A 24,903-nucleotide genomic window follows, 5' to 3' on the forward strand; every position below is an offset into this window, starting at 1 on the left:
GACGGCAGAATTCTTTGCAGGCCCCCGTCACCGCCGATTGCCAATTCCCGGGTGCTGGTGTTTCCTGCGGCCATGGAACCCAAAGATGCCGATGCACGCCGGGCCGTGGCCCCGGTGATTTGCTACCCGACCGATGACCTGCCGGCGCCAGACCTGGCGCTCTACCGAAAGGCCGCAGAGGGGGCGCGGGTCGTCGAGACGGTTATCGTCCCGCCGCGCGATGCGGCGTACGTCGAAATACCTGCCGGGTCGCTCCTGAGGATCACGTCCGTCGAGGGGCCACAGGTTGGCGATCTGAACCTCTTCAACGCGCATGACCTGTCTGAACGGTTCTATTCCGGAAAGACCCGCGCCCTCCACGGCACCCATGTGACGACGGGCGACAGGCTCTGGTCGTCCTTTCCGGCGCTGCGGCCCATGGCGACCGTGGTCGAGGACACGTTGCACTGGTACGGGATCGACGCCTATGGCGGCTCGGTCCATGACGTGATCGGCACGCGCTGTGACCCCTACACCGGCAATCTTTTATCCGGCAGCCAATACCACCATTGTTGCCATTCCAACCTGACGCGGGCGCTGGCCGGGGCGCGGAACCTATCGCTGGACGAGGCCGAGCGGCATGTTCATGACGTGCTCAACGTCTTCATGTGCACCGGGTTCACCCGCGATACCGGCCAGTATTTCATGAAGGCCAGCCCGGTGCGACCCGGCGACTATATCGAGCTCCTGGCCGAGATCGACCTGTTGGCGGTGCTGAGCGCCTGCCCAGGCGGCGATTGCGGGGCCGAGCATTCCAGCGATACCGCGGCCTGTCACCCGCTGCGGATGGAATGCCGACAGCCCGCGGAGGGGGCGCTGAGAGGCTGGGCGCCCCCGCCGGTCAACGGCTATGACCGCAGCCACGGCACCTAGGCAAACGCGGCGTTCAGGGCAATTTCGATCATGTCGGCAAAGCTGCGCTCGCGGTCTTCGGCGGGCAGGGCCTCGCCGGTCTGAAGGTGGTCGCTGACGGTCAGAACGGCCAGCGCGCGGCGACCATAGCGGGCGGCCAGCGTGTAAAGCTCGGCCGCTTCCATCTCGACCCCGAGGATTCCGTGGCGGGTCATCTGCTCGTTCAGGTCCGGGCGCTCGTTATAGAAGGTATCCGAGGAATAGATGCCGCCCACATGCACCCCGACCGACCGGTCCTGCGCGGCCTGCGCCGCGGCGGACAGGAGGCCGTAATCGGCGCAAGGGGCGTAATTGAATTCCCGGAAGATGGTCGAGGACGGGGTGGACACCGTCGAGGCGGTCATGGCGAGAATGACGTCGCGCACCTTGACTTGCGGCTGCATGCCACCACAGGAGCCAACCCGGATCAATGTCTGCACGTCGAAATCGCGGATCAGTTCATTGGCGTAGATCGACATTGACGGCATGCCCATACCGGAGCCTTGTATCGTCACCCGGTTGCCGTTCCACATACCGGTGAAGCCCAGCATGCCACGGGTTTCGTTGATGCAGGTCGGGTCGGTCAGAAAACGCTCCGCTGCCCATTTCGCGCGATAGGGGTCGCCGGGCATCAGAACCGTGTCCGCGATCTGGCCTTTCTCCGCTCCGATATGAATGGTCATCTTTGATCCCCCGTTTGCAATGGCCTAGAATGATTTTGGTAGCCGCAGACGGAGCATTTGCCAATGAGAGCTTTCGCGCTGGCCACGGCCCTTTTGGTGGCGGCCGGGGTGCAGGCCCAACATGTGCCTGATCCCAGCTGGGAAGAGATCGATTTCGCCAAATCGGTTTTTCTGGAGATCCAGGATAGGTCCATTGCCAAGCGACGCGAATATTGCGGCTATATCGGGCGCGACGCCACCGGTGCGTTGGTCGCGACCGAGGCGGTGCCGGGCACCATGGCCTCTTGCCTTCCGGTCTGGCCCCCCTCTGCGGAGATGGAGGTTATTGCATCCTATCACACCCACGGTGCGTTTGATCTTGGCTATTTCAACGAGATCCCGTCTGACATTGATCTCGAAGGCGACATCTCTCTGGGTATCGACGGCTGGATCGCCACGCCCGGCGGCAGGCTGTGGTTCAATGACGGAAAGGCGGGTGAGGCGCGGCTGATCTGTGGCGTGGCCTGCCTGCCGGTCTCGCCGGAATTCTACAAGGGCGCGAATGGCCATATCGCAAAGCGCTATGCCCTTGATGACCTGATTGCGAAAATGGGCCGCTGAGAACCCGGCCGGGATCAGAGAACGCCAGTTTGTCGATTGGCCTCACGATGCCCTTTTGCGGTTCTGGCCGACGACCTGCGTGCGGGCGTTGAAAACCCATGCCCTCGAATTGTGGGCTGGGCAGGCTTGACGTAATGTGCTGCCCCATTAACGGAATCTGGATTCCGTTACAGATTCAACCGGGACTATCAGCGCATTAACTTGCGTCGGCGAAGGCACCCCGAAAACGGGTGAATTGAAAACGGACCCCGCAGGGCCCGGCTTCAAAGCTCCATGCTTTCGGGTGATTTCCCGGCTGCAATGGCATCCTTGTACCATTGCGGCTGGCGGCCCTTGCCGGTCCAGGTCTGCGACGGGTTCTCCGGATTGGCGTATTTCGGTGCTCCGGCAGACTTGGCTTTGCCTCGGCTGGCACGGGGCTTCTTGCCGCCATCACCGATCACCTCGTCCAGCGAGAACCCCAACGAGGCGGCGGCCTTCTCGGCAGCTTCGCGCGCTTTCTTGAGGTCCTGTTTTTTCAGGCGTTCGATCTGTTTGTCGACGTCGCGACGGAGTTTTTCCAACTCCTTGCGGGTCATGGTCTTGAGGTCAGTTGACATGAGTGGTCCTTGAAAAGGCTGTCAGTTAATAGAAACCTAGTAGGTGCTAATCCTACTTTCGTGAAGCAAGATTACGTCCCTATTGGACTAAAGACCACTAAATTGATGGAATAGGGCGGAAAAGCGCCCTATTCGGCGGCGATCCTTTCGGGATCGGCAAGTTGAATGATGTCGCGCATGATCGTATTGAGTTCGAAATCCTTGGGCGTATAGACCCGTGCAATTCCCATGGCACGCAAACGCTCAGCATCATCTTCCGGAATGATTCCACCCGCGACGACGGGCACGTGCCCGAGGCCGTTTTCGCGCATTTTTTCCATGAAATCGGAAATCAGCGGAATATGCGACCCGCTGAGAATCGACAGGCCGACAACATGGGCATCGTCGCGTTTCACCGCGGCGATGATCTCGTCCGGGGTCAGGCGGATGCCTTCATAGGTGATGTCCATGCCGCAATCGCGGGCCCGTGCGGCGATCTGTTCGGCGCCGTTGGAATGGCCGTCCAGCCCCGGTTTGCCCATGATGAATTTCAGCCGCCGGCCCAGCTTGTCCGAGACCGCGTCGACCATCTCGCGCAGATCGTCCAGCCCCTCGGTGCGGTTAGACGGGTTCGGCGAAACGCCCGTCGGGCCGCGATACTGGCCGAAGGCCGCGCGCACCACGTCGGCCCACTCGCCTGTGGTCACGCCGGCCTTGGCGCAGGCGATCGAGGCGGGCATGACATTGGCGCCGGTGATCGCTGCCTCGTTCAGGTCAGCCAGTGCCTGCTTGACGGCCGCCGCATCACGGCCGGCGCGCCAATCGTTCAGTCGCCCGATCTGGTCGGCCTCGACTTCCGGGTCGACGGTCATGATCGAGTCCTCGCCACTGGTCAGCGGCGATGGCTCTCCGGCCTCGTATTTGTTGACGCCGACCACGACGGTCTCGCCGCCCTCGATCCCTGCGATGCGTTCGGCATTGGCCTCGACCAGCCGCGATTTCATGTAGTCGATGGCACCGACGGCGCCGCCCATGGAATCGATCTGGGCCAGTTCGGCACGGGCCCCTTCCTTGAGCGCGGCGACCTTCGCGTCTACTGCCGGATTGCCCTCGAACAGGTCTTCATACTCCAGCAGGTCGGTCTCGAAGGCCAGGATCTGCTGCATCCGCAAGGACCATTGCTGGTCCCAGGGGCGGGGCAGACCGAGCGCCTCGTTCCAGGCGGGCAGCTGCACGGCGCGGGCGCGGGCCTTTTTCGACAGGGTCACGGCCAGCATCTCGATCAGGATGCGGTAGACGTTGTTTTCGGGCTGCTGCTCGGTCAGGCCGAGCGAATTGACCTGAACGCCATAGCGGAAACGGCGGAATTTCGGGTCCTCGACGCCATAGCGGTCGCGGCAGATCTCGTCCCACAGCTCGACGAAGGCGCGCATCTTGCACATTTCGGTCACGAAGCGGATGCCGGCATTCACGAAGAAGCTGATACGCCCGACCATGGCCGGGAAATCCTCTTTGCTGACCTTGCCCTTGAGGTCGTCCAGAACGGCGGTTGCGGTGGCCAGTGCAAACGACAATTCCTGCTCCGGCGTCGCGCCGGCCTCTTGCAGGTGGTAGGAACAGACGTTCATCGGGTTCCATTTGGGCAGGTGTTCGCGGGTATAGGCCGCGACATCGGTGATCATCCGCAGGCTGGGCTCCGGCGGGCAGATATAGGTGCCGCGCGACAGGTATTCCTTGATCAGGTCGTTCTGAACGGTGCCCTGAAGCTGGCTGACATCGGCACCCTGTTCCTCGGCCACGGCGATATAGAGCGCCAGAAGCCAGGGCGCGGTCGCGTTGATGGTCATCGAGGTGTTCATCTGGTCCAGCGGGATCTGGTCGAACAGCATCCGCATGTCGCCCAGATGGCAGATCGGCACACCGACCTTGCCGACCTCGCCGCGGGCCAGCTCGTGGTCGCTGTCATAGCCGGTCTGGGTGGGCAGGTCGAAGGCCACGGAAAGGCCGGTCTGCCCTTTGGCCAGGTTCGACCGATAGAGCGCGTTGGAGGCCGCCGCGGTGGAATGACCGGCATAGGTCCGGAACAGCCAGGGGCGGTCCTTGGGGCGATCGTGCTGCATCTGCGACATGGGGCGGGCCTCGTGAATCGGCTGGAGTAATTTTCTTACGTTGCGACCGGGTTTATCGGACATTTTATGGCGCTGTCAATTCGCTGCATCGCGGCATGTGTGCATTTACCCCCCTTGGGTTTCCTGCCAACGTGGCGTCCATGTTCCAAATGGTCACTCTGCCGCTCTGGCTGTTCATCCTGATCGTTCTGTTCGCGGCGGTGACCTTCGCGTCGCATTTTCTGTTTCCGTCCGTGCGCTGGTTCTTTCGGCGTCGGGCCGAGAGGGTGGTCGCGCGGCTGAACGAGCGGCTGCAGAAGCCGATCGAGCCGTTCAAGCTGGCCCGACGCTACGACATGATCCAGCGTCTGGTCTATGACCCGCAGGTGGCCGAGGCGATCAACGATCATGCGCGGCGCAACGGGGTCCCCGAGAACGTCGCCTTCGAACGCGCCCGCCGATATGCCCGAGAGATCGTGCCGTCCTTTTCCGCGACGCTCTATTTCACGGTCGGGGCGCGTCTGGCCAAGTGGTTGTCTCGGTCGATGTATCATGTGCGGGTCGGGCGGTTCGACCGTGACCTTTACGAGCAGATCGACCCGGAGGCGACGGTGGTCTTCGTGATGAATCACCGATCCAACATGGATTACGTGCTGGTCACGCATCTGGTCAGCCAGACCTCGGCCCTGTCCTATGCGGTGGGCGAGTGGGCGCGGGTCTGGCCGCTCTCGGCGCTGATCCGGATGATGGGGGCCTATTTCATCCGCCGCAAATCGCGCGGCGACCTCTATCGCCGGGTTCTGGCGCGCTACGTGCAGCTGGCCACGCAGGGCGGCGTGACACAGGCGGTGTTCCCAGAGGGCGGGCTGAGCCTGACTGGGGGGCTGGGCCAGCCCCGGCTTGGCATCCTGTCCTACATCGCCTCGACCTACGACCCCGAAGGACGCGATATCGTCTTCGTTCCGGTCGGGCTGAATTATGACCGGGTGCTTGAAGACCAGATCCTGCTGGATGCGGGCAAGTCCGAGCATCGGCGGTTCCGGCCGCCGATCCTTCCGGCGGCTTTGCGCGTGCTGCGCCATCTGGGCCAGAGGATAACACGCCGGTTCCGCAAGTTCGGCACCGCTACGGTCAGTTTCGGTGAACCATTGTCCCTGCGCGACCTAGACGATCCCAAGGATATCGAGGCGCTGGGCGGCGAATTGATGGCGCGGATTGCCGAGGTCGTGCCGCTGTTGCCAGTGCCGCTTGTGGCCCATGCGCTGGTCAGCGGTGCGACTAACCCGAGCGATGTGCGTGCACATATCGACACAGTGATCGGCGGCCTGAACGATGCCGGCGCGGTGCTGCCGCGCCGCTCGGTTGAAAAAGTGGTCGAGGACGGACTCTCGATCCTGGTGCGGCGCGGCCTCGTCCGGAAAGGAGCCGGCAGCCTTGCCCTAGTCGAGGGCAGCCGCGACCTGCTTGGCTATTATGCCCGGTCGATTGCCCATCATGTTCAGTCCTCCGATGACGCCGCGACGCGGCAGACATAAAATTACAAAATTTACCCCGTATTGGTTGCAATGTTTCGCACTCGCCGCTATTCCTCCGGTGGCGCGCCGATTCTGCGGCGCGGCAAAGCCATTTTTACTTGCCGACGGAGACACCCATGGCCCTCGATCAGACGCCCCCGGTCAGCTACGATGCCCCGGAGAAGGACCTTTACGAAATCGGTGAAATCCCGCCCATGGGCTACGTGCCCAAGAAAATGTATGCTTGGGCGATCCGTCGTGACCGTCATGGCGAACCCGAACAGTCCTTTCAGCAGGAAGTGGTCGATACCTGGGAAATCGACAGCCATGAGGTGCTGGTCCTGGTGATGGCGGCAGGCGTCAACTACAACGGCGTCTGGGCCGGTCTTGGTCAACCGATCAGCCCCTTTGACGGGCACGGCGCCGACTATCACATTGCCGGTTCCGATGCGTCCGGCATCGTCTGGGCCGTGGGCGACAAGGTGAAGAACTGGAGGGTCGGCGACGAGGTCGTGATCCACTGTAACCAGGATGATGGCGACGACGAATTCTGCAATGGCGGCGATCCGATGTATTCGCCGAGCCAGCGCATCTGGGGCTATGAGACCCCCGATGGGTCATTCTCGCAATTCACCCGCGTGCAGGCCCAGCAGCTGATGCCGCGCCCCCAGCACCTGACCTGGGAAGAAAGCGCCTGCTACACGCTGACGCTGGCCACCGCCTACCGTATGCTCTTCGGTCATGAACCGCATGACCTCAAGCCGGGACAGAACGTTCTGGTCTGGGGCGCGTCGGGTGGCCTTGGGTCCTATGCAATCCAGCTGGCCAACACTGTTGGTGCGAACGCGATCGGCGTCATCTCGGACGAATCCAAGCGCCAGTTCGTCATGGACCAGGGCGCCAAGGGCGTCATCAACCGCAAGGACTTCAACTGCTGGGGGCAACTGCCCACGGTCAACACGCCCGAATACAATGAATGGCTGAAAGAGGCGCGCAAGTTCGGCAAGGCGATCTGGGACATCACCGGCAAGGGCGTGAATGTCGACATGGTCTTCGAACATCCCGGCGAAGCGACCTTCCCGGTCTCGACCCTCGTCGTGAAAAAGGGCGGCATGGTCGTGATCTGCGCCGGGACCTCCGGGTTCAACTGCACCTTCGACGTGCGCTACATGTGGATGCACCAGAAGCGCTTGCAGGGCAGCCACTTTGCCAACCTCAAGCAGGCCGCCGGCGCCAACCGTCTTATGGTTGAACGCCGCCTGGACCCCTGCATGTCCGAGGTCTTCCCCTGGGACGAGATCCCGCAGGCCCACACCAAGATGCTGCGCAACGAACACAAGCCGGGCAACATGGCCGTGCTGGTTCAGGCCCCGCGTACCGGGTTGCGCACCTTCGAGGACGCGCTCGAAGGCTGAAGCGGCCGAGACATCGCCGGGGCGCGGTCCGTTGGCCGCGCCCCTTCTCTATTGACGCACCTGCCGCTGCGATCTGGCCCCGATCCGCCCTTTCCAAATGGCACCGGACTGGCTATCTGGCCCGGTAATGCCCGAAAGGAAGGCCGTCATGACGCAAAGCTTCGAAAAACCCGGACCGGTGGAACAGGATTGGGGCGATGCCATTTCCTCGATCGAGGAGATCATCGACGATGCCCGCAACGGGCGCATGTTCATCCTCGTCGATCACGAGGACCGCGAGAACGAGGGCGACCTGGTGATCCCGGCCCAGATGGCCACCCCGGATGCGATCAACTTCATGGCCACCCATGGCCGCGGGCTGATCTGCCTGTCCCTGCCGGGTGAACGGATCGATTCGCTCGGGTTGGAACTGATGTCGACCAACAACAGCAGCCGTCACGAAACCGCCTTCACCATTTCCATCGAGGCGCGCGACGGGGTGACCACGGGCATCTCCGCCGCCGATCGGGCGCGCACCGTGGCCGTGGCGATCGACCCGTCCAAGGGGCCGCAGGATATCGCGACGCCGGGCCATGTCTTCCCGCTGCGCGCGCGCGAGGGGGGCGTTCTGGTCCGTGCCGGCCATACCGAGGCCGCCGTCGATATCAGCCGGCTCGCCGGGTTGAACGCCAGCGGCGTCATCTGCGAGATCATGAACGAGGATGGCACCATGGCGCGGCTGCCCGACCTTGTGGCCTTCGCCCAGCGGCACAACCTCAAGATCGGGACGATTTCCGACCTGATCGCCTATCGCCGCCGCAACGATAACCTTGTCCGCGTCCGCACCGAGGAAACCATCGAGAGTGAATTCGGCGGCGAATGGCAGATGAAGATCTACACCGATGAAACCCATGGCGATGAACATATCGTGCTGACCAAGGGCGACATTTCAGGCAATGATCCGGTGCTGGTGCGGATGCATGCCATGGATCCGATGCTCGACGTTGTCGGGACAGGGCCGAAGGGGCGCGCAGACGAATTTGCCGATGCGATGCGTCTTGTCGCGCAAGAGGGGCGTGGCGTGGTCGTGCTCTTGCGGGATACCTCGATGAAGATGGATGTGGGCGACGAGGTCAGCCCGAAAACGCTGCGCCAATACGGGCTGGGGGCGCAGATCCTGTCGTCGCTCGGGTTGTCGGATATCGTCCTGCTGACCAATTCGCCCAAGCCGAAGGTTGTTGGCCTTGATGCCTATGGCCTTGAGATCGTCGGCACGCGCAAAATCTCGGAGCTTGGATAATGGCCGGACAATCACATTACATCATGCCCCTGCCTGAGTTTGACGAGGCGCCAAAGCTGCTGATCGTCATTTCACCCTACTACAAGGACATCGCCGACAATCTTCTGGCGGGGGCACGGGCGGAGATCGAAAAGGCCGGTGGCACCCACGAGACGATCGAAGTCCCCGGCGCGCTGGAGATTCCGACCGCAATCGGCATTGCCGAACGGATGAGCAATTTCGACGGCTACGTCGCCTTGGGCTGTGTCATTCGCGGTGAAACCACCCATTACGAAACGGTGTGCAATGACAGTTCTCGGGCCCTGCAATTGTTGGGGCTGCAGGGCCTTTGCATTGGCAACGGCATCCTGACCGTGGAAAACCACGAACAGGCCGCCGTGCGCGCCGACACGGCAGACCAGAACAAGGGCGGCGGGGCGGCCGCTGCGGCCTTGCACCTGATCGCGCTTGCCCGTAAGTGGGGCCGCGCCGAGAAGAAGGTCGGGTTCACCAGCGACATCCTTCTGGCCGGTTCAACCGACGGAAACAGCACGGCCTGACATGACCCTGTCCAACAACCAGAAACGCAAGATGCGGTCCGCCGCGCGGCTTTACGCCGTTCAGGCCCTGTTCCAGATGGAAAGCAGCGGCCAGACGGTCGAGCAGGTGGCCCGCGAATTCGAGGATCACCGTTTCGGCGCGGTCTACGAGGGCGACGAAATGGCCGAGGGCGACCCCGACCTGTTCCGGTCGCTGGTCGATGGGGCGGTGAACAACCAGGCCCGGATCGACCAGGCAACGGACCGGGCGCTGGTGGCCAAGTGGCCCATCGCGCGTATCGATCCGACCCTGCGCGCCCTGTTCCGGTCCGCCGGGGCCGAGTTCGTCGATGACGCCACGCCGCCAAAGGTGATCATCACCGAATATGTGGACGTTGCGCGGGCCTTCTTCCCCGAAGGAGAAGAACCGAAATTCGTCAACGCCGTGCTGGATCACATGGCACGGGAATTCCGGCCCGAGGCCTTCTGAGATTTTGCACAGGTATCTGCGCATTATCTGACTTATGTGCGTCGATCGACATGGTTATCTTCCTCGGCGAAAGGAACATGCCATGACATATACTGCCCCTCCCGAGGCCCGGATCGGCCATATCCACCTGAAAGTCGCGGACCTGGACCGCGCTATCGCCTTCTATTCGGGCGTGCTGGGCTTTGATGTCGTGCAGCGCTATGGGTCCGGTGCGGCCTTTCTTTCGGCTGGCGGCTATCACCACCATCTCGGCCTGAATACCTGGGAAAGCAAAGGCGGCACACCGCCGCCGCCAGGATCGACCGGGCTCTATCATACCGCGTTTCTCTATCCCGACCGGTCCAGCCTGGGCGCGGCCGTGCAGGCCGTTCTCGACGCGGGCATCCCACTGGACGGGGCCGCTGACCACGGGGTGAGCGAGGCGGTCTACCTGCGCGATCCGGATGGCAACGGGGTCGAGCTCTATCGCGACCGGCCCGAACCCGACTGGCCCCGCGACGAAGATGGTGGCCTGGCCATGGTCAACGCCCCGCTGGATGTCGCCGCGCTCATCGCCGAGGCCGATGCCGCCGCGTCATAAATCTGAATCCGACTCACCGCATCCTGCGCGCCGGATCACCTCTGTCCCGCGGTGATCGCTGGCCTCGCGACACCTGTCCGTCCTCGTTTGGCCGCAGCCGGCACCCACCGGCACCCCTGAGAGCGCCCGGGTCCCCCTGGCCCGGGCGCATTTTCAATGGACCTTCCGGACCGCCGCGCCTAACGTCCCGATCACGACGCAAAGGACAGGACCATGGCGACCGGCACAAATATCCGCACCTATTTCGATGGCACCTGGCACGATGGCGACATCTCGGTCATTCGCGCCGCCGATCACGGCGCCTGGCTTGGGTCCAACGTGTTCGACGGGGCACGGTTCGTGAACGGGCTGGCCCCTGATCTCGACAAGCATTGTGCCCGGGTCAATCGCTCGGCCGAGGCCCTGATGCTGACCCCGCACCTGTCCACCCAGGAGATCGTCGACATCGTCCACGAGGGGCTGAAAGCCTATCCGAAGGACGCCGCGGTCTATATCCGGCCCATGTATTGGGGCGTGGCCTGCGGCATGTCGGCCATCGTTCCGGGCGAGGGGCAACCGGGGTTCGCCATCTGCCTCGAGGAAATCCCCATGCCGCCCGCCGATCAGGCGATCCAGGTCACGACCACCCGGTTCCGCCGCCCGGTGCTGGAAGATGCGGTGGTCAATGCCAAGGCTGCCTGTCTTTACCCCAACAATGCCCGCATGCTGGCCGAGGCGCGCAGCCGCGGCTTTCACAACGCGCTGGTGGCCGATGCCATGGGCAACCTCGCCGAAAGCGCCACCGCCAATGTCTTCCTCGTGAAGGATGGCGAGGTCTTCACCCCGATCCCCAATGGCACTTTCCTGGCCGGGATCACCCGTGCCCGCCATATCGAAAACCTGCGCGCCGATGGCGTCACCGTTCATGAAACGGTGCTGAGTTTCGAGGATGCCCGGCAGGCTGACGAACTCTTTCTGTCCGGCAATATGACCAAGGTCATGCCGATCACGGCCTTCGACGATACCCGATACGAGGTCGGCCCCATCACCCGCCGCACCCGCGATCTCTACTGGGACTGGGCCGCGAGCGTGTGACATCTTGCACGGGCCGGCGGCCTCGGTCACACTTGCCCGGCCAAGGGAGGGCACCAATGCGCAAGTTTCTCGTCATTCTGGACGACAGCCGTGAATGCCTCAACGCCATGCGGTTTGCTGCCATGCGTGCGGCCAAGTCGGGCGGCGGGGTCGAAATCCTGTCGATCATCCCGCCGGACGAATTCAACCACTGGATCGGCGTTGGCGAGGTGATGCGTGCCGAGGCCCGTGAACGCATCGAGGTGCATTTCGAGGTCTTCGCCAAGTGGATGCGCGACAAGCAGGGGATCGACCCCGAACTGGTCATCCGCGAGGGCGAGGCGGTCAAGGAAATCCTGGCACAGGTCAGGGAAGACCCAGAGATCGGCGTGCTCGTGCTGGGTGCGGGGACCGACAAGAAAGGGCCGGGGCCGTTGGTCACGCAGCTGACCAAGAATGCCGGATCGTTGCCGATCCCGATTACCATCGTGCCCGGTGACATGTCCAAAGAGCGGCTTGAAGCGATCACCTGAAGCCGGACGCGCGTGGTTTCCGCGCTGTCGGATTCAAGGGATATGCTACTGAAGACACATTGAAAAATTCGTGACCGGCCGGCCCCTTTTCGTGGCGCCGGCGGGGCACCACGTCTGTGCCAAGCCGCAGCGGAAGGCTGTGGTTGTATTGTAAATCCAATCCGCCCGAACAGGGCAGAAAGGACACGACATGTTTGACAAGAAATGGATCTATGCCTCTGCCGCCGCCGTGATGACCACCGCTGGCGTTGCAACGGCCGACACCTATTTCGGCCTCACCGGCGTGATGGAGGAAGATTCCTCGCTGATGATCGAGACCGTGACGGCCGACAGCGCGGGTGTTCTGGAGATCTATGACTATCATACCGGAGAACGCGGTGAATTGCTCGCGACCGAGCCGCTGAATGCGGGTGCGAACAACGACGTTCTGGTCGATCTCGGGGCCGCGCCGCGCGGCGATGTTCTTGCTGTCGTGATGATCGACGGCGAGATGGCCGCGATGGCTGAAATCGAGCTTGAGGACGACGACATGTAACCGATGCAGGCTCACCTGCGACTTGGGGCCGGTCCTTTCGGGGCCGGCCCCTCTTCATTGGTGGGGTGCCGAAATCACGAGATTGGAACCGTTCTAAATCTTGACTTCGGCCCTTGGCGCGCGCATATCTGACCTGCGCGATAAGGATTAGACCAGATGTTCATACAGACCGAATCCACACCGAACCCGGCCACCCTGAAATTCCTGCCTGGACAGGCCGTTCTGGACAGCGGCACCGCGGATTTTCCGACCGAGGATGCTGCCGGAACCAGCCCATTGGCGCGCCGTATCTTTGCGGTCGAAGGTGTCACGGGCGTCTTTTTCGGCACCGATTTCGTGACGGTGACGAAGGCCGATGCGGTCGAGTGGGACCACGTGAAGCCCGCGATCCTGGGCGCCATCATGGAGCATTACCAGTCCGGCGCCCCGGTGATCGAGGGTGAGCGTGCCGCCTCGGCCCATGCCGAGCACGAGGGCGAGGATGGCCAGATCGTCGACCAGATCAAGGAATTGCTGGATACCCGTGTGCGCCCCGCCGTGGCTCAGGATGGCGGCGACATCACCTTCCACGGGTTCGACCGTGGCATCGTCTACCTGCATATGCAGGGCGCTTGTGCCGGTTGCCCTTCGTCGACGCTGACGCTCAAGATGGGGATCGAGAACCTGCTGCGCCATTACATCCCCGAAGTGATCGAGGTGCGGCCTGTTGCGGCCTGACCCGGCGATCCTGGTTTTCGACACATCGGCGGCGCATTGCGCCGCCGCTTTGCTGTGCGGTGACGAGATCGCCGACCTGCGCATCGAAGACATGGCGCGCGGGCAGGGCGAGCGTCTGATGGGCTTGCTGGAGGAGGTGCTGACCGGGGCCGGCATGAGTTGGTCGGACCTGTCGGCGCTTGCGGTTGGCACCGGCCCGGGCAACTTCACCGGCATCCGGATCTCGGTCAGCGCGGCCCGTGGTCTCGCGTTGGGCCTCGGCATCCCGGCGATTGGCGTCACCACGCTCGAGGCGCTGGCCCACGGGCGGCCGCGCCCGGTTTCCGTCGCGCTGCCCGCGCCCCGTGACCAGTCCTATCGCCAGGAGTTTGATGCCTCGAGCGCCGGTGCCGCCCGGCTCGACACGCGCCCGGCTCCTGCGCCTGACTGGTCTGCGACCCTGACGGCCATGGCTCGGATCGCGGCGGGCCGCCTGGCCGAGGGCGTCGGACAGGCGCGTCCCGTGCCATGCTATGTGCGCCCGCCCGATGCCGCACCGGCCCGCGACACCGGCCCGAAGATCCTGACATGACGCCCGCGGACATGGCCGTCTTGATGGCCCGTGCGATGCCTGATGCGCGGCCCTGGTCCGAGGCGGAATTCGCCGACCTTGCCGCGCGACCGGGCACGATCCTGACCGGCGATGCCCGCGTTCTCGTCATCGGGCAGGTGGTCGCCGAAGAGGCGGAAATCTTCATGGTGCTGACCGATCCTGCGCATCGGCGGACGGGTCTTGCCAGGGACGCCCTCGCGCGGTTCGAGCAGGCCGCGCGGGAGGCGGGCGCGATCCGGACGATTCTCGATGTGGCGGCCGACAATGACGCGGCGCGTGCGCTCTATGATCGCGCTGGCTATGTCTGCATCGCCGAGCGGCGGGCCTATTACCCGCGTCCGGAGGGCGACGCTGTCGCGGCGCATATGCTGGAAAAACGGCTCTGACCCGGCGTCAGTCCGGCCAGTTGCCGCAGGCGCGGCAAAAACCGGTTGACCCCCGCCCGTCCCCGTTGCCTAAATTGCGCATGATAGCGAACTGCTCGCTTCACGCCGGTGACGGCCTCGAAGGCCGCGCCGCATAACAAGAACCTGGGAGATATACATGACCCTCATGACGAAATTCCTTGGCGCGTCCGCCGCGCTGGCCCTGTCCGCCGGCGCCGCGCTGGCCGATCCCGCGATCATCTTCGACCTGGGCGGCAAGTTCGACAAGTCGTTCAACGAATCCGCCCATAACGGTGCACAGCGCTGGGCCGAGGAAACCGGAGAATCCTACAACGAGTTCGAAATCCAGTCCGACGCGCAGCGTGAACAGGCGATCCGCCGCTTCGCCGAGAACGGCAACAACCCGGTCGTCATGGCCGGTTTCTCCTGGGCGACCCCGCTGGCCGAGGCCGCCGGTGACTACCCCGATACCAAGTTCGTCATCATCGACGGCGTGGTCGAGGCCGAAAACGTGCAATCCGTGCTCTTCGCTGAAGAGCAGGGCTCCTACCTCGTGGGCATGATGGCCGCCATGGCGTCTGAATCCGGCACGGTCGGCTTCATCGGGGGCATGGATATCCCGCTGATCCGTAACTTCGCCTGCGGCTATGCCCAGGGCGTGAAGGCCGTCAACGAAGACGCCGAGGTCATCGCCAACATGACCGGCACCACCCCGGCTGCATGGAACGACCCCGTGAAAGGCTCTGAACTGACCCGCGCCCAGATCAGCCAGGGCGCCGACGTGGTCTATGCCGCTGCCGGTGGCACCGGCGTGGGTGTCCTGCAGACCGCCGCCGACGAGGGCATCCTGTCGATCGGCGTGGACAGCAACCAGAACTACCTGCATCCGGGCCAGGTTCTGACCTCGATGATGAAGCGCGTGGACAACGTCGTCTACCAGAGCTTCATGACCGGTGAGGACATCGAAACCGGCGGCCTGCGCATCATGACGCTGGACAATGGCGGCGTCGGCTACGCGCTGGACGAGAACAACGCGGAACTGGTCACCGACGAGATGAAGGCCGCCGTGGACGAGGCCGCCGCTGCCATCGCCGCTGGCGAAATCTCGGTGCACAACTACAACAGCGACGAAAGCTGCCCGGTGATGAGCTTCTGAAGCTCGGCCGCGGATTGAAAAGGGCCGGGGCCGCGCTGAGGGATCGGCGCGGCCCCGCGCGCTAGGGGCGGAACGGCCCCCAGGGGAGAGGGACAGTCATGAGCGAGACCGCACCCGCCATCGAGCTGAAGGGCATTTCCAAGTCCTTCGGGCCGGTCCAGGCGAACAAGGATATCTCGATCCGGGTCATGCCCGGCACGATCCACGGGATCATCGGCGAAAACGGCGCGGGCAAGTCGACGCTGATGTCGATCCTCTACGGCTTCTACAAGGCGGATGCCGGCGAAATCTTCATCAACGGGAAGAAGACCGAGATTCCCGACAGCCAGTCGGCGATCGCCGCCGGGATCGGCATGGTGTTCCAGCATTTCAAACTGGTGAAAGTGTTCACCGTGCTGGAAAACGTGGTGCTGGGCGCCGAAGACGGCGAGATGCTGACCCCGTCGCTGGTCAAGGCGCGCGACGAGCTGACCAACCTGGCCCAGGAATACGGCTTGAACGTGGACCCCGATGCCCTGATCGAAGAGATCGGCGTCGGCATGCAGCAGCGGGTCGAAATCCTCAAGGCGCTCTACCGCCAGGCCGATATCCTGATCCTGGACGAACCGACCGGGGTGCTGACCCCCGCAGAGGCGGATCAGCTGTTCCGTATTCTCGCCCGGCTCAAGGAAGAGGGAAAGACGATCATCCTGATCACGCACAAGCTGCGCGAGATCATGGAAATCACCGATACGGTCAGCGTCATGCGCCGCGGCGAGATGACCGCGACGGTCAAGACCGCCGATACCAACCCCGCCGAACTGGCCGAGCTGATGGTCGGCCGCAAGGTGCTGCTGCGCGTCGACAAGACCCCCGCCAAACCCCGCGAAACCGTGGTCGAGGTGCGCGGCCTGAACGTGACGGACAGTGCGGGTGTGCACCGCGTCAAGGATGTCAGCTTCGAGATTCGGGGCGGCGAGATATTGGGCATCGCCGGCGTGGCGGGCAACGGCCAGTCCGAGCTTCTGGAGGTTCTGGGCGGCTACGAGAAGGCCACCGGCGAGATTCTGATCAACGGTCAGGCCATCGACCTGACCGGTGCCCATTCCGACGGGCAAAGCCGCCGCAAGCGCGGCATCGCCCATGTGCCCGAGGATCGCCAGAACGAAGGCCTGATCATGGATTTCCAGGCCTGGGAGAACATGGCGTTCGGTTATCATCATGATCCGAACTACCAGAAGAATCCCCTGCTCATGGACAATCGGAAGATCCGCGACGAAACCCAGGCCAAGATGGAGCGCTTCGACGTGCGCCCGCCGAACCCCGACCTGATGGCCAAGAGCTTTTCGGGCGGCAACCAGCAGAAGATCGTCCTGGCCCGAGAGATCGAGCGCAACCCGGACCTCCTCCTGGTGGGGCAGCCGACGCGCGGGGTCGATATCGGCGCCATCGAATTCATCCACCAGCGCATCATCGAGCTGCGCGACGAGGGCAAGGCGATCCTGCTGGTCTCGGTGGAGCTGGACGAAATCCTCGGTCTTTCGGACCGGATCGCGGTCATGTTCGACGGCCGGATCATGGGCGAACGCCTGCCCGAGGAAACCGATGAAAAGGAACTGGGCCTGCTGATGGCCGGGATCACCGACACCAAGACGGATCATTCCGTCGCGGAGGTCGAGGCGCAGCTGGCCAATGCGGGCGGCGCACCGCGCAAGGAGGTCTGAAGATGAACGAACTACCCCGCTGGGCCGACGTTGTCCTGGTGCCGCTGATCAATATCGCCCTGGCCTTCATCGTCGCGGGCCTTGTGGTGCTGGCCATCGGCCAGAACCCCATCGACATGGTCTATTTCATGGTCAAGGGCGCGCTGGGGTCCACCAGCAGCATCGGCTACACCCTTTATTATACCACCAATTTCATCTTCACCGGGCTGGCCTTCGCCGTGGCGATGAACGCCAAGCTGTTCAATATCGGCGGCGAGGGGCAGGCGGCGATCGGCGGGCTTGGTGCCGCGCTGGTGCTTCTGGCGATCGACTGGCCGCATTGGACGTTGGCCTTGCCGGCCGCGATCATCGGCGCCAGCGTGTTCGGCGCCGGCTGGGCGGCGATCCCGGCCTATCTGCAGGCCAAGCGCGGCAGCCACATCGTGATCACGACGATCATGTTCAATTTCATCGGCGCGGCGATCCTGGGCTATCTTCTGAACGGGTTGCTCAAGAAACCCGGTCAACAGGTGCCGGAATCGCGCAGTTTCTCGGAAGGGGCGCATCTGCCCAATTTCCACGAGATGCTGCAACCCTTCGGCATCGCCTTCAACAAGTCGGCCCCGGCGAATATCAGTTTCTTCCTCGCCATCGGCGCCGCCATCCTGGTCTGGCTGCTGATCTGGCGGTCGCGCATCGGCTATGAGATCCGCGCTTTCGGCAATTCGCCCGGCGCAACGCTTTACGCGGGGATTTCCTCGGTCCGGGTGACGATCATCGCCATGCTGATCTCCGGCGCGCTGGCCGGGATGATGGCAATCAACGTCGTGATGGGCGAACAGGAACGGCTGATCAAGGACTTCGTCGAGGGCGCGGGCTTCATGGGCATCGCCGTGTCGTTGATGGGCCGCAATCACCCGTTCGGCATCGTTCTGGCGGCCTTCCTGTTCGGGATGCTGAACCAGGGCGGGTTCGAACTGATGTGGGAAATGCCCGAAATCAGCCGTGAAATGGTGCTGGTGATCCAGGCGCTGATCATCATCTTTACCGGCGCACTGGTGAACATGACCCGCGACCCGATCGAGAAGATCTTCCTGCGCCTGCACAAGAAAGGGGCCGCGTGATGGACTTTCTGCAATTCATCCTGACGCTGGATTCCACGCTGCGGCTGTCCACTGTCCTGTTGCTGGCCTGCCTTGCGGGTCTGTTCTCGGAACGCTCGGGCATCGTCGATATCGGGCTGGAAGGGAAGATGCTGATCTCGGCTTTCGTCGCTGCCGCCATCGCCTACGAGACCGGCTCGGTCTGGATGGGGCTTGCGGCGGGCATGCTGGCCTCTCTGATATTTGCCATGATCCACGGCGTTGCCTCGATCATCTATCGCGGCGACCAGATCATTTCCGGCGTCGCGCTGAATTTTCTGGCCTCGGGGCTGACGGTTGTTGTCGGCGATGCGCTTTATCGTCAGGGCGGACAGACGCCGACCCTGGCCGGGTCCGCCCGGTTCAGCGAGATCACCTTGCCTTTCGCCGACGCGCTGCGCGATGTGCCGATCCTCGGCCCGATCTATTCCGAGCTGATCTCGGGCCACAAGCCGCTGGTCTACGTGGCGTTCCTCGCGGTGCCGCTGGTCTGGTGGGTGCTGTTCCGCACCCGGTTCGGGCTGCGTCTGCGCGCGGTGGGCGAAAACCCCTCGTCGGTTGATACCGCCGGGGTCTCGGTTGTGGGCATGCGCTTCAAGGCGCTGCTTATTACAGGCCTGCTTTGCGGGATTGCCGGGGCCTACCTGTCCACCTCGCAGGCGGCGGGCTTCGGCAAGGAAATGACCGCCGGGCGTGGCTATATCGCGCTGGCCGCGCTGATCTTTGCAAAGTGGCGGCCGCTCCATGCCATGGGGGCCTGCCTCTTGTTCGGTCTGCTAGAGGCCGTGTCGAACCTCTATCCGAATATCGATGTCTTCGGGTTGTTCACCATCCCGGTGCAGTTCACCCAGACCTTGCCCTACATCCTGACCGTCATCATCCTTGGCGGTTTCATCGGCCGCGCCATGCCGCCCAACGCGATCGGACAGCCCTATGTCAAGGAACGCTGAGGAGCTGGCCGACAAGATCCGCGAGATCGCGGGGGATGCGCCGGTGCGTCTGGGCCTGATCCTCGGGTCGGGCCTGGGCCATCTTTCGGGCGCGGTGGACGGCGTGGCAATCGCTTATGACGAGCTCGAAGGCTTTCCCCATGCCGGGGTCTCGGGGCACGTCCCGCAACTGGTGATCGGCCAGCTGGAAGGCCAGCGCGTTGCCGTTTTCGGTGGCCGCGCGCATTACTACGAAACCGGGCGCGGCGATATCATGCGCCTGCCTTTGGAAGTGCTCAAGGCGCTGGGCGCCGAGGCGATGATCGCCACCAATGCCGCCGGGTCGCTCGATCCGGACATGCCGACCGGCGACATCATGTGCCTGTCCGATCACATCAACTTCTCGGGCCGGAACCCCCTGATCGGAGAGCCGACCGATGCCCGCTTCGTGCCGATGACCGAAGCCTATGACCCGGATTTCCGCGCTGCGCTGCACAATGCGGCCCAAGCCGAAGGGATCAAGATGCATGACGGTGTCTATGCCTGGTATTCGGGTCCGTCCTTCGAAACCCCGGCCGAGATTCGCGCCATTCGTGGCATGGGCGCCGACGCGGTCGGCATGTCCACGGTGCCCGAGGTGATCCTGGGCCGATTCCTGGGTCTGCGCTGCGCCGCGATCTCCACGATCACCAACATGGCCGCCGGGATGAGCGACGAAGCCATCAGTCACGAACACACCAAGGCCATGGCGCCCTTGGGCGCGGCAAAGCTGGAAAAGGTGCTGCGCGGGTTCCTCAGGGCGCTTTAGCGGGCATTTCCCTTAGCTTTGAGTTGCACTTGACCGTGTGGCATGGCTATTGGGGATATGTTGATCTACCTCCCGATAGCCGAGGTGTCGGTGAACGCCTTCCTCCTTCTTGGGCTGGGCGGCATGGTGGGTGTGCTTTCGGGCATGTTCGGGGTCGGCGGCGGCTTCCTGATGACGCCGCTTCTGTTCTTCATCGGCATCCCGCCGGCGGTGGCTGTCGCGACCGAGGCAAACCAGATCGTCGCCTCGTCCTTTTCCGGTGTGCTGGCACATCTGCGGCGCAAGACCGTGGACCTCAAGATGGGCACGGTGCTGCTGGTCGGCGGTCTGATCGGCGCGGCGCTGGGTGTCGTGATTTTCAATTACCTCAAGGCGATGGGCCAGGTCGACCTGCTGGTGCGCCTGTCCTATGTCGTGTTCCTCGGCATCGTCGGCGGGCTGATGTTCATCGAAAGCCTGCGCGCCCTGCGCAAGACCCGCGCGGCCGGCGGCGCCTCCGTCAGCGAGCGGCGCAAGCATACCTGGGTCCACAACCTGCCCTTCAAGATGAAGTTCCGGGTGTCCGGCCTCTATATCTCGGTCATCCCGCCGCTTCTGGTCGGGGTCTTTGTGGGTATCCTGTCCGCCATCATGGGTGTGGGCGGTGGCTTCATCATGGTGCCGGCGATGATCTACCTTCTGGGCATGCCGACCAAGGTGGTCGTGGGCACCTCGCTGTTCCAGATCATTTTCGTGACGGCCTTCACCACGCTGCTGCATGCGACGACGAACTTCACCGTCGACATCGTGCTGGCCGTGTTGCTGTTGGTCGGCGGTGTGATCGGGGCGCAGATCGGCACCCGCATCGGAACCCGGATGAAGGCGGAACAGCTGCGCATCCTGCTGGCGGCGCTGGTGCTGGTGGTCTGCGGCAAGCTGGCGCTCGACCTGTTGCTGACGCCCTCGGAGATCTATTCGCTCGGCACGGCGGGGGGGCACTGATGCTGCGCTGGCTCGTCCTGTTCATGGTTCTTGCCCTGCCACTGCGGGCGGAGCAGGTCGTGTTGGGCCTGTCACGCGACGAGGTGGCGATCACCGCCACCTTCGACGGTTCCGACATCCTGATCTTCGGCGCGATCAAGCGCGAAGAGCCGATCCCGGAGGACTCGAACCTTGAGGTGATCATCGCCCTGGCGGGCCCGTCCGAGCCCATCACGGTACGCCGCAAGGACCGCGTGGCCGGGATCTGGGTGAATGTCGACGCGGTCGAAGTGGACGAGGCGCCCTCCTTCTACGCCGTACTCAGCTCTGCCCCGATGGAGACCGCCTTGCGCCAGGTCGAGGACCTGCGCCACGACATCACCATTCCCCGCGCCATCCGGTCGGTCGGTGCGCCCATGAACGTGACCGACGCGGAAGCCTTCACTGAGGCGCTGATCCGCATCCGCGCCGGGGCCGGGCTCTACCAGGTGCTGGAAAACGCTGTGGACCTGGAAGAGGACACGTTGTTTCGCGGCCAGGTTACGCTTCCCGCGAACCTGACCGAGGGGCCGTATCGGACGCGCATTTTCCTGACGCGGGACGGCAACGTGGTGGACATCTACGAGACCTCGATTGCGGTGAACAAGGTGGGGCTGGAACGCTGGCTCTACGAACTGTCCCGTAACCAGCCCCTGATCTACGGCCTGATGTCGCTGGCGATCGCCATCGCGGCGGGGTGGGGGGCCTCGGCCGCGTTCCGCTTGTTGCAGCGTTAGGCGCTATTCGGCTTCCAGTTCCAGCGGCGCGGCCGGCGCTTTCAGATCGGCGATGGTCAAGGTGCCGCTCGGGCGGGCCAGGCGGTTGCGCACCACCCAGAACAGGCGCTCCTCGGCCCGGGTGATCGCGACGTAGGCAAGGCGCTTCCACAGGGGTTGCCCGGCCTCGACCCGGCCCATGCGGCTGGCGGCGTAGATGTCGGGCGCGAAGACCTGCACGTTCTCCCACTGAGACCCTTGTGCCTTGTGGATCGTCACCGCCGCGCCGTGCAGAAATGTTGCCCCCATGCGCGCCGCGAAGGGGATGAAGGGCTCCTCGTCCTCGACCTGGCTTTCGATCTTGACGATTGACGCGGCGCTGACCTGCGGATCCTCGGCCCCGATCACGTGCAGCCGGCTGAACCCGGGCCGGCGGCCCGGTCCCATATAGATCACCTGTGCGCCCTTGATCAGGCCGCGCGCCTCCAGGTCCAGCCGCTTCTTGCGGTGCTTGAGCGGCAATTCGATCCCGTCGCAGATCAGCGGCTCGCCTTCCAGCAATTCGTCATCCGGCGCGCCAAAGGCCGCACGGAAGGCGTGGATCAGGCGGATTCGCGTGGCATTGCGCCAGACCAGAACGGGGGACCGCGCCATCAGGTCGGATTCGACCCGTTGCGCCATCACCACCCGGTCGTCCTTGGCTGCGATCTCTTCGATCATCCGCTCGAAGCCGTGGAAATCCAGCTGCGGGTCTGCCAGCGCATGGGCGAGGTCGAGGATCGGGTTGTCCGCGTCCTGCCGGTGGATGCGGTGCAGCTCCAGCTTGTGCTTGTCGGGCAGGCTGTCGAAGACCATGCCACCGCCTTCGGACTTCACAGGCGGCAGCTGGGCGGGGTCACCGAACAGGACCAAAGTCGGAAAGATCTCTTGCAGGTCTTCCAGTTGCTTCGCATCCAGCATCGAGCTTTCGTCGACGAACCCGATATCCAGCGGATCGTCACGCCGTTTCCAGCCGGTGATGAAATCCGATCCGCGCAAACCGGCGGCCGCAAGGGCGGCAGGGACCGAGCTGTTCACCTGATAGGAGGCCCAGGCACGGTCCAGCGCGGTGTCGCTCAGTCCCTCGATCTCGGGTTTTTCGCCTTCTCCGGCCAGCCATTCGGCGACCTTTTCGTATTCCGGGTCGTAGACGGGGGTATAGAGGATGCGATGGATCGTGGTCGCGGGCACGCCCCGTGTGCGCAGGACACTGGCCGCCTTGTTGGTCGGGGCAAGGATCGCCAGGGTGCGTTTGTCCTTGCGCCGGCGTCCCTCCCAATCGCCTGATACGACGCGCACGCCAGCGTCTTTCAGGGCCTCGTAGAGGCGAGCCAGAAGCATCGTCTTGCCGCTGCCGGCCTTGCCCAGAACCGCAAGGGTGCGATCCCCGTCGCCGTCGCGCGGCGGGGTCGTCGTTGCCTCGAACAGATCGACGCCGGCCCCCCTCAGCGACTCGGCGATCACGTCCCAGGCCTCGGCCTGATCGTCGGAGAAGGTAAGGGCGGTCTGCGGCATGGCGGGACACTAGGCAGCGCTTTGTCGAATGCCAAGCGTGAAGCGGCAGCCCCATGGCAAAAGGTCGCTGGCCAATGGGCCACCACTGGACTCATGACGTTTCGTTGTTACGTTACATGCAAAGGAGGCTGTTCCAATGACCACTCAGAAAACGCCCGACCTCATCAAGCTCTATATCAAAAGCTGCGCAATCGGCTTCGCTGCGGCGGCTGTCTTCGTCGGGATGCTTCTTGCATTCGACGTGGTGGGTCTGTGGGGGCTGGTCTCGGGGTCGTCGGCCGGTATCCTCGCGGTGATCATGATGTGGATCTTCAACGGCATCGTCTTTGCCGGTGTGCAGTTCGGCATCAAGATCATGTCGATGGCCGAGGATGACGACGACGATCGCGGCGGCAAGCATATCCCAGTCCACTTGGCCGAACCGATCCCGGTGCGCCACGCCGACCAGCGCGGCTGAAGCAAGCCGCGCGGCTCTGCCATGACCGACCCTCTGAACCAGTTTCCCGGCGAACTTCTGGACCGGCTGCGTGAAAATCGTGGCCGGATCTTCTGGCTCGGGGTGATCCTGAGCCTGATCGGATTGCTGCTGATCGTGTTCCCGGTCGTCGGGTCCATCCTGACCAAGGTGATGATCGGTTGGGTGTTCTTGCTGGCCGGAGCGGTGATGCTGTGGCAAGCCTTTCAGGCAAGACGCTGGAACGCGGCGCTCTGGACAGGGCTCGTCGCGGTGCTGCACCTCGCGCTCGGTGTCTACCTTTCCTTCTTTCCGCTGACCGGGCTTGTCGGGCTGACCATTCTGATGGCGGCGCTCTTCGCCATTCAAGGGGTCGTGGAACTGTGGATGGGGCTGACCCATCGTGCGGCACGGGGCTGGGTCTGGATGGTGCTGTCGGGGATCGCGTCGCTGGTCCTGGCGTTTCTGCTGGTCCTGGGCCTGCCGGGGGCGGCGATGTGGGCGCTTGGCCTTATGGTGGGGCTGAACCTGTTGACCAGCGGCATCGGTTTCATCGCGCTGTCCCGCTCGGTCTGAAGTCGAAGGAAGGGGTGGCGGGCACCACGACAACCGTTTGGGTGTGCTATTCCCGAGGACCTGTTTGAACAGGTGGGCGCCAGGTAATCAGACCACGGCCTGAACAGAGCCAGCTCCCTCGGATTTGCTTAAGGCCACCGGAATGAACCCGTTTCACGCGAAGCGCAGACACCCGCCGAGTCGCGACATAGGCTGCGCAGGGCCGAGCGACAAGGGGGTCCGTTCCCGGTCAGGCCAGATCGCGCCGCAAGAGCCAGCCCTCGGGGCCAACCATTGTCGCTGGCGCAAACCGGCACAGCAGGGTTTCGACGGCACCCACGGTCAGAACGGCGAGTGCGATCTCCAGCGGTGTGATCTGGGAAAGAATGGACATGGC

At 63.6% G+C, this 24,903-nt stretch carries 28 protein-coding genes; 23 read left to right on the forward strand and 5 right to left on the reverse strand.

The genetic code is table 11. From position 1 onward, the window contains the following. Positions 1 to 72: 72 nt before the first annotated feature. Positions 73 to 912: an urea carboxylase-associated family protein gene (locus DFK10_RS05255; RefSeq protein ID WP_109387639.1), complete on the forward strand. Its 840-nt coding sequence runs from the start codon at positions 73 to 75 to the stop codon at positions 910 to 912. On the opposite strand, the gene deoD is transcribed toward DFK10_RS05255, so the two are convergent. Further along, a complete protein-coding gene (gene deoD / locus DFK10_RS05260) occupies positions 909 to 1,613 on the reverse strand; it encodes a purine-nucleoside phosphorylase (protein WP_109387337.1) in 705 nt (234 codons plus the stop codon). The two genes, DFK10_RS05255 and deoD, sit on opposite strands and share 4 nt — an antisense overlap. Positions 1,614 to 1,676: 63 nt before the next feature. On the opposite strand from deoD, the gene DFK10_RS05265 reads away from it, so the two are divergent. Next, a complete protein-coding gene (locus DFK10_RS05265; RefSeq protein ID WP_109387339.1) occupies positions 1,677 to 2,213 on the forward strand; it encodes a DUF4329 domain-containing protein in 537 nt (178 codons plus the stop codon). 263 nt (positions 2,214 to 2,476) lie between these two features. Here the strand turns inward: DFK10_RS05265 and DFK10_RS05270 are convergent, their stop codons facing one another. Both DFK10_RS05270 and DFK10_RS05275 read right to left on the reverse strand, forming a co-directional pair. Beyond that, positions 2,477 to 2,812, reverse strand: coding sequence for an H-NS histone family protein (locus tag DFK10_RS05270; RefSeq protein WP_109387341.1), 336 nt, complete (start codon positions 2,810 to 2,812; stop codon positions 2,477 to 2,479). A 128-nt stretch (positions 2,813 to 2,940) separates the two neighbouring features. Continuing rightward, positions 2,941 to 4,920 carry a protein meaA gene (locus DFK10_RS05275; RefSeq protein ID WP_217810063.1) on the reverse strand — a complete coding sequence of 660 codons (1,980 nt, stop codon included), beginning with the start codon at positions 4,918 to 4,920 and terminating at the stop codon, positions 2,941 to 2,943. A gap of 140 nt (positions 4,921 to 5,060) precedes the next feature. Between DFK10_RS05275 and DFK10_RS05280 the strand changes: the two genes are divergently transcribed. The 19 genes from DFK10_RS05280 to DFK10_RS05370 all read left to right on the forward strand — a co-directional run bounded on the left by DFK10_RS05280 (position 5,061) and on the right by DFK10_RS05370 (position 21,964). Further along, the gene (locus DFK10_RS05280; protein WP_109387343.1) at positions 5,061 to 6,434 is read left to right on the forward strand and encodes a 1-acyl-sn-glycerol-3-phosphate acyltransferase; all 1,374 of its coding nucleotides are present in this window, start codon (positions 5,061 to 5,063) and stop codon (positions 6,432 to 6,434) included. A 116-nt stretch (positions 6,435 to 6,550) separates the two neighbouring features. Further along, complete coding sequence (gene ccrA, locus DFK10_RS05285) at positions 6,551 to 7,828, forward strand: crotonyl-CoA carboxylase/reductase (RefSeq protein ID WP_109387345.1); 1,278 nt, start codon at positions 6,551 to 6,553, stop codon at positions 7,826 to 7,828. Between the two features lie 148 nt (positions 7,829 to 7,976). Next, positions 7,977 to 9,107, forward strand: coding sequence for a 3,4-dihydroxy-2-butanone-4-phosphate synthase (gene ribB / locus DFK10_RS05290; RefSeq protein WP_109387347.1), 1,131 nt, complete (start codon positions 7,977 to 7,979; stop codon positions 9,105 to 9,107). Further along, on the forward strand, positions 9,107 to 9,646 hold the full coding sequence (locus tag DFK10_RS05295) for a 6,7-dimethyl-8-ribityllumazine synthase (RefSeq protein ID WP_109387349.1): 540 nt from the start codon (positions 9,107 to 9,109) through the stop codon (positions 9,644 to 9,646). The genes ribB and DFK10_RS05295 overlap by 1 nt, the downstream gene beginning before the upstream one ends. Before the next feature lies 1 nt (position 9,647). Then, positions 9,648 to 10,115 carry a transcription antitermination factor NusB gene (gene nusB / locus DFK10_RS05300; protein ID WP_109387351.1) on the forward strand — a complete coding sequence of 156 codons (468 nt, stop codon included), beginning with the start codon at positions 9,648 to 9,650 and terminating at the stop codon, positions 10,113 to 10,115. An 82-nt stretch (positions 10,116 to 10,197) separates the two neighbouring features. Further along, entirely contained in the window at positions 10,198 to 10,695 is a 498-nt protein-coding gene (locus tag DFK10_RS05305) for a VOC family protein (RefSeq protein WP_109387353.1), read from the forward strand. A 213-nt stretch (positions 10,696 to 10,908) separates the two neighbouring features. After that, complete coding sequence (locus DFK10_RS05310) at positions 10,909 to 11,769, forward strand: branched-chain amino acid aminotransferase (RefSeq protein WP_109387355.1); 861 nt, start codon at positions 10,909 to 10,911, stop codon at positions 11,767 to 11,769. A 56-nt stretch (positions 11,770 to 11,825) separates the two neighbouring features. Next, positions 11,826 to 12,281 (forward strand): universal stress protein, encoded by a 456-nt coding sequence (locus DFK10_RS05315; protein ID WP_109387357.1) that lies wholly within the window; start codon positions 11,826 to 11,828, stop codon positions 12,279 to 12,281. 190 nt (positions 12,282 to 12,471) lie between these two features. Continuing rightward, the gene (locus DFK10_RS05320) at positions 12,472 to 12,816 is read left to right on the forward strand and encodes a hypothetical protein (protein ID WP_109387359.1); all 345 of its coding nucleotides are present in this window, start codon (positions 12,472 to 12,474) and stop codon (positions 12,814 to 12,816) included. A 156-nt stretch (positions 12,817 to 12,972) separates the two neighbouring features. After that, positions 12,973 to 13,533, forward strand: coding sequence for a NifU family protein (locus DFK10_RS05325; protein WP_109387361.1), 561 nt, complete (start codon positions 12,973 to 12,975; stop codon positions 13,531 to 13,533). After that, complete coding sequence (gene tsaB / locus DFK10_RS05330) at positions 13,523 to 14,104, forward strand: tRNA (adenosine(37)-N6)-threonylcarbamoyltransferase complex dimerization subunit type 1 TsaB (RefSeq protein ID WP_109387363.1); 582 nt, start codon at positions 13,523 to 13,525, stop codon at positions 14,102 to 14,104. The genes DFK10_RS05325 and tsaB overlap by 11 nt, the downstream gene beginning before the upstream one ends. Continuing rightward, positions 14,101 to 14,511: a GNAT family N-acetyltransferase gene (locus DFK10_RS05335; RefSeq protein WP_109387365.1), complete on the forward strand. Its 411-nt coding sequence runs from the start codon at positions 14,101 to 14,103 to the stop codon at positions 14,509 to 14,511. The genes tsaB and DFK10_RS05335 overlap by 4 nt, the downstream gene beginning before the upstream one ends. Before the next feature lie 157 nt (positions 14,512 to 14,668). Then, positions 14,669 to 15,667: a BMP family ABC transporter substrate-binding protein gene (locus tag DFK10_RS05340; protein ID WP_109387367.1), complete on the forward strand. Its 999-nt coding sequence runs from the start codon at positions 14,669 to 14,671 to the stop codon at positions 15,665 to 15,667. Between the two features lie 98 nt (positions 15,668 to 15,765). Continuing rightward, a complete protein-coding gene (locus tag DFK10_RS05345; protein WP_109387369.1) occupies positions 15,766 to 17,370 on the forward strand; it encodes an ABC transporter ATP-binding protein in 1,605 nt (534 codons plus the stop codon). A 2-nt stretch (positions 17,371 to 17,372) separates the two neighbouring features. Beyond that, complete coding sequence (locus tag DFK10_RS05350) at positions 17,373 to 18,473, forward strand: ABC transporter permease (RefSeq protein WP_109387371.1); 1,101 nt, start codon at positions 17,373 to 17,375, stop codon at positions 18,471 to 18,473. Further along, the gene (locus tag DFK10_RS05355) at positions 18,473 to 19,441 is read left to right on the forward strand and encodes an ABC transporter permease (protein ID WP_109387373.1); all 969 of its coding nucleotides are present in this window, start codon (positions 18,473 to 18,475) and stop codon (positions 19,439 to 19,441) included. Before DFK10_RS05350 ends, DFK10_RS05355 begins: the two co-directional genes overlap by 1 nt. Then, positions 19,425 to 20,228 (forward strand): purine-nucleoside phosphorylase, encoded by an 804-nt coding sequence (locus tag DFK10_RS05360; protein ID WP_109387375.1) that lies wholly within the window; start codon positions 19,425 to 19,427, stop codon positions 20,226 to 20,228. Before DFK10_RS05355 ends, DFK10_RS05360 begins: the two co-directional genes overlap by 17 nt. 57 nt (positions 20,229 to 20,285) lie before the next feature. Further along, positions 20,286 to 21,209, forward strand: a complete 924-nt coding sequence (locus DFK10_RS05365) for a sulfite exporter TauE/SafE family protein (RefSeq protein ID WP_109387377.1) — start codon at positions 20,286 to 20,288, stop codon at positions 21,207 to 21,209. After that, complete coding sequence (locus tag DFK10_RS05370) at positions 21,209 to 21,964, forward strand: TIGR02186 family protein (protein ID WP_109387379.1); 756 nt, start codon at positions 21,209 to 21,211, stop codon at positions 21,962 to 21,964. The genes DFK10_RS05365 and DFK10_RS05370 overlap by 1 nt, the downstream gene beginning before the upstream one ends. A 3-nt stretch (positions 21,965 to 21,967) precedes the next feature. Here the strand turns inward: DFK10_RS05370 and DFK10_RS05375 are convergent, their stop codons facing one another. Next, entirely contained in the window at positions 21,968 to 23,497 is a 1,530-nt protein-coding gene (locus DFK10_RS05375) for an ATP-dependent DNA helicase (protein ID WP_109387381.1), read from the reverse strand. A gap of 136 nt (positions 23,498 to 23,633) precedes the next feature. Here DFK10_RS05375 and DFK10_RS05380 point away from each other — a divergent pair, with 136 nt between their 5' ends. Together DFK10_RS05380 and DFK10_RS05385 are read left to right on the forward strand one after the other, a co-directional pair. Next, positions 23,634 to 23,954 carry a hypothetical protein gene (locus DFK10_RS05380; protein ID WP_109387384.1) on the forward strand — a complete coding sequence of 107 codons (321 nt, stop codon included), beginning with the start codon at positions 23,634 to 23,636 and terminating at the stop codon, positions 23,952 to 23,954. Positions 23,955 to 23,975: 21 nt separating this feature from the next. Continuing rightward, positions 23,976 to 24,527 carry an HdeD family acid-resistance protein gene (locus DFK10_RS05385; RefSeq protein WP_109387385.1) on the forward strand — a complete coding sequence of 184 codons (552 nt, stop codon included), beginning with the start codon at positions 23,976 to 23,978 and terminating at the stop codon, positions 24,525 to 24,527. A gap of 229 nt (positions 24,528 to 24,756) precedes the next feature. Here the strand turns inward: DFK10_RS05385 and DFK10_RS16420 are convergent, their stop codons facing one another. Beyond that, a complete protein-coding gene (locus tag DFK10_RS16420) occupies positions 24,757 to 24,900 on the reverse strand; it encodes a hypothetical protein (protein WP_217810064.1) in 144 nt (47 codons plus the stop codon). Between the last annotated feature and the right edge of the window lie 3 nt (positions 24,901 to 24,903).

Origin of the sequence: Salibaculum griseiflavum (assembly GCF_003129565.1) — a bacterium.
Lineage (GTDB): Bacteria > Pseudomonadota > Alphaproteobacteria > Rhodobacterales > Rhodobacteraceae > Salibaculum > Salibaculum griseiflavum.

Coding starts and splice junctions, on each gene's coding strand:
- DFK10_RS05380 (WP_109387384.1), top strand. CDS start 23,634: ATGACCACTCAGAAAACGCCCGACCTCATCAAGCTCTATATCAAAAGC.
- DFK10_RS05345 (WP_109387369.1), top strand. CDS start 15,766: ATGAGCGAGACCGCACCCGCCATCGAGCTGAAGGGCATTTCCAAGTCC.
- DFK10_RS05265 (WP_109387339.1), top strand. CDS start 1,677: ATGAGAGCTTTCGCGCTGGCCACGGCCCTTTTGGTGGCGGCCGGGGTG.
- nusB (WP_109387351.1), top strand. CDS start 9,648: ATGACCCTGTCCAACAACCAGAAACGCAAGATGCGGTCCGCCGCGCGG.
- ribB (WP_109387347.1), top strand. CDS start 7,977: ATGACGCAAAGCTTCGAAAAACCCGGACCGGTGGAACAGGATTGGGGC.
- DFK10_RS05355 (WP_109387373.1), top strand. CDS start 18,473: ATGGACTTTCTGCAATTCATCCTGACGCTGGATTCCACGCTGCGGCTG.
- DFK10_RS05385 (WP_109387385.1), top strand. CDS start 23,976: ATGACCGACCCTCTGAACCAGTTTCCCGGCGAACTTCTGGACCGGCTG.
- DFK10_RS05310 (WP_109387355.1), top strand. CDS start 10,909: ATGGCGACCGGCACAAATATCCGCACCTATTTCGATGGCACCTGGCAC.
- DFK10_RS05255 (WP_109387639.1), top strand. CDS start 73: ATGGAACCCAAAGATGCCGATGCACGCCGGGCCGTGGCCCCGGTGATT.
- DFK10_RS05365 (WP_109387377.1), top strand. CDS start 20,286: ATGTTGATCTACCTCCCGATAGCCGAGGTGTCGGTGAACGCCTTCCTC.
- DFK10_RS16420 (WP_217810064.1), bottom strand. CDS start 24,900: ATGTCCATTCTTTCCCAGATCACACCGCTGGAGATCGCACTCGCCGTT.
- DFK10_RS05275 (WP_217810063.1), bottom strand. CDS start 4,920: ATGTCGCAGATGCAGCACGATCGCCCCAAGGACCGCCCCTGGCTGTTC.
- ccrA (WP_109387345.1), top strand. CDS start 6,551: ATGGCCCTCGATCAGACGCCCCCGGTCAGCTACGATGCCCCGGAGAAG.
- DFK10_RS05270 (WP_109387341.1), bottom strand. CDS start 2,812: ATGTCAACTGACCTCAAGACCATGACCCGCAAGGAGTTGGAAAAACTC.
- DFK10_RS05340 (WP_109387367.1), top strand. CDS start 14,669: ATGACCCTCATGACGAAATTCCTTGGCGCGTCCGCCGCGCTGGCCCTG.
- DFK10_RS05370 (WP_109387379.1), top strand. CDS start 21,209: ATGCTGCGCTGGCTCGTCCTGTTCATGGTTCTTGCCCTGCCACTGCGG.
- DFK10_RS05320 (WP_109387359.1), top strand. CDS start 12,472: ATGTTTGACAAGAAATGGATCTATGCCTCTGCCGCCGCCGTGATGACC.
- DFK10_RS05350 (WP_109387371.1), top strand. CDS start 17,373: ATGAACGAACTACCCCGCTGGGCCGACGTTGTCCTGGTGCCGCTGATC.
- DFK10_RS05360 (WP_109387375.1), top strand. CDS start 19,425: ATGTCAAGGAACGCTGAGGAGCTGGCCGACAAGATCCGCGAGATCGCG.
- DFK10_RS05280 (WP_109387343.1), top strand. CDS start 5,061: ATGTTCCAAATGGTCACTCTGCCGCTCTGGCTGTTCATCCTGATCGTT.
- DFK10_RS05335 (WP_109387365.1), top strand. CDS start 14,101: ATGACGCCCGCGGACATGGCCGTCTTGATGGCCCGTGCGATGCCTGAT.
- DFK10_RS05295 (WP_109387349.1), top strand. CDS start 9,107: ATGGCCGGACAATCACATTACATCATGCCCCTGCCTGAGTTTGACGAG.
- deoD (WP_109387337.1), bottom strand. CDS start 1,613: ATGACCATTCATATCGGAGCGGAGAAAGGCCAGATCGCGGACACGGTT.
- DFK10_RS05375 (WP_109387381.1), bottom strand. CDS start 23,497: ATGCCGCAGACCGCCCTTACCTTCTCCGACGATCAGGCCGAGGCCTGG.
- DFK10_RS05325 (WP_109387361.1), top strand. CDS start 12,973: ATGTTCATACAGACCGAATCCACACCGAACCCGGCCACCCTGAAATTC.
- DFK10_RS05305 (WP_109387353.1), top strand. CDS start 10,198: ATGACATATACTGCCCCTCCCGAGGCCCGGATCGGCCATATCCACCTG.
- DFK10_RS05315 (WP_109387357.1), top strand. CDS start 11,826: ATGCGCAAGTTTCTCGTCATTCTGGACGACAGCCGTGAATGCCTCAAC.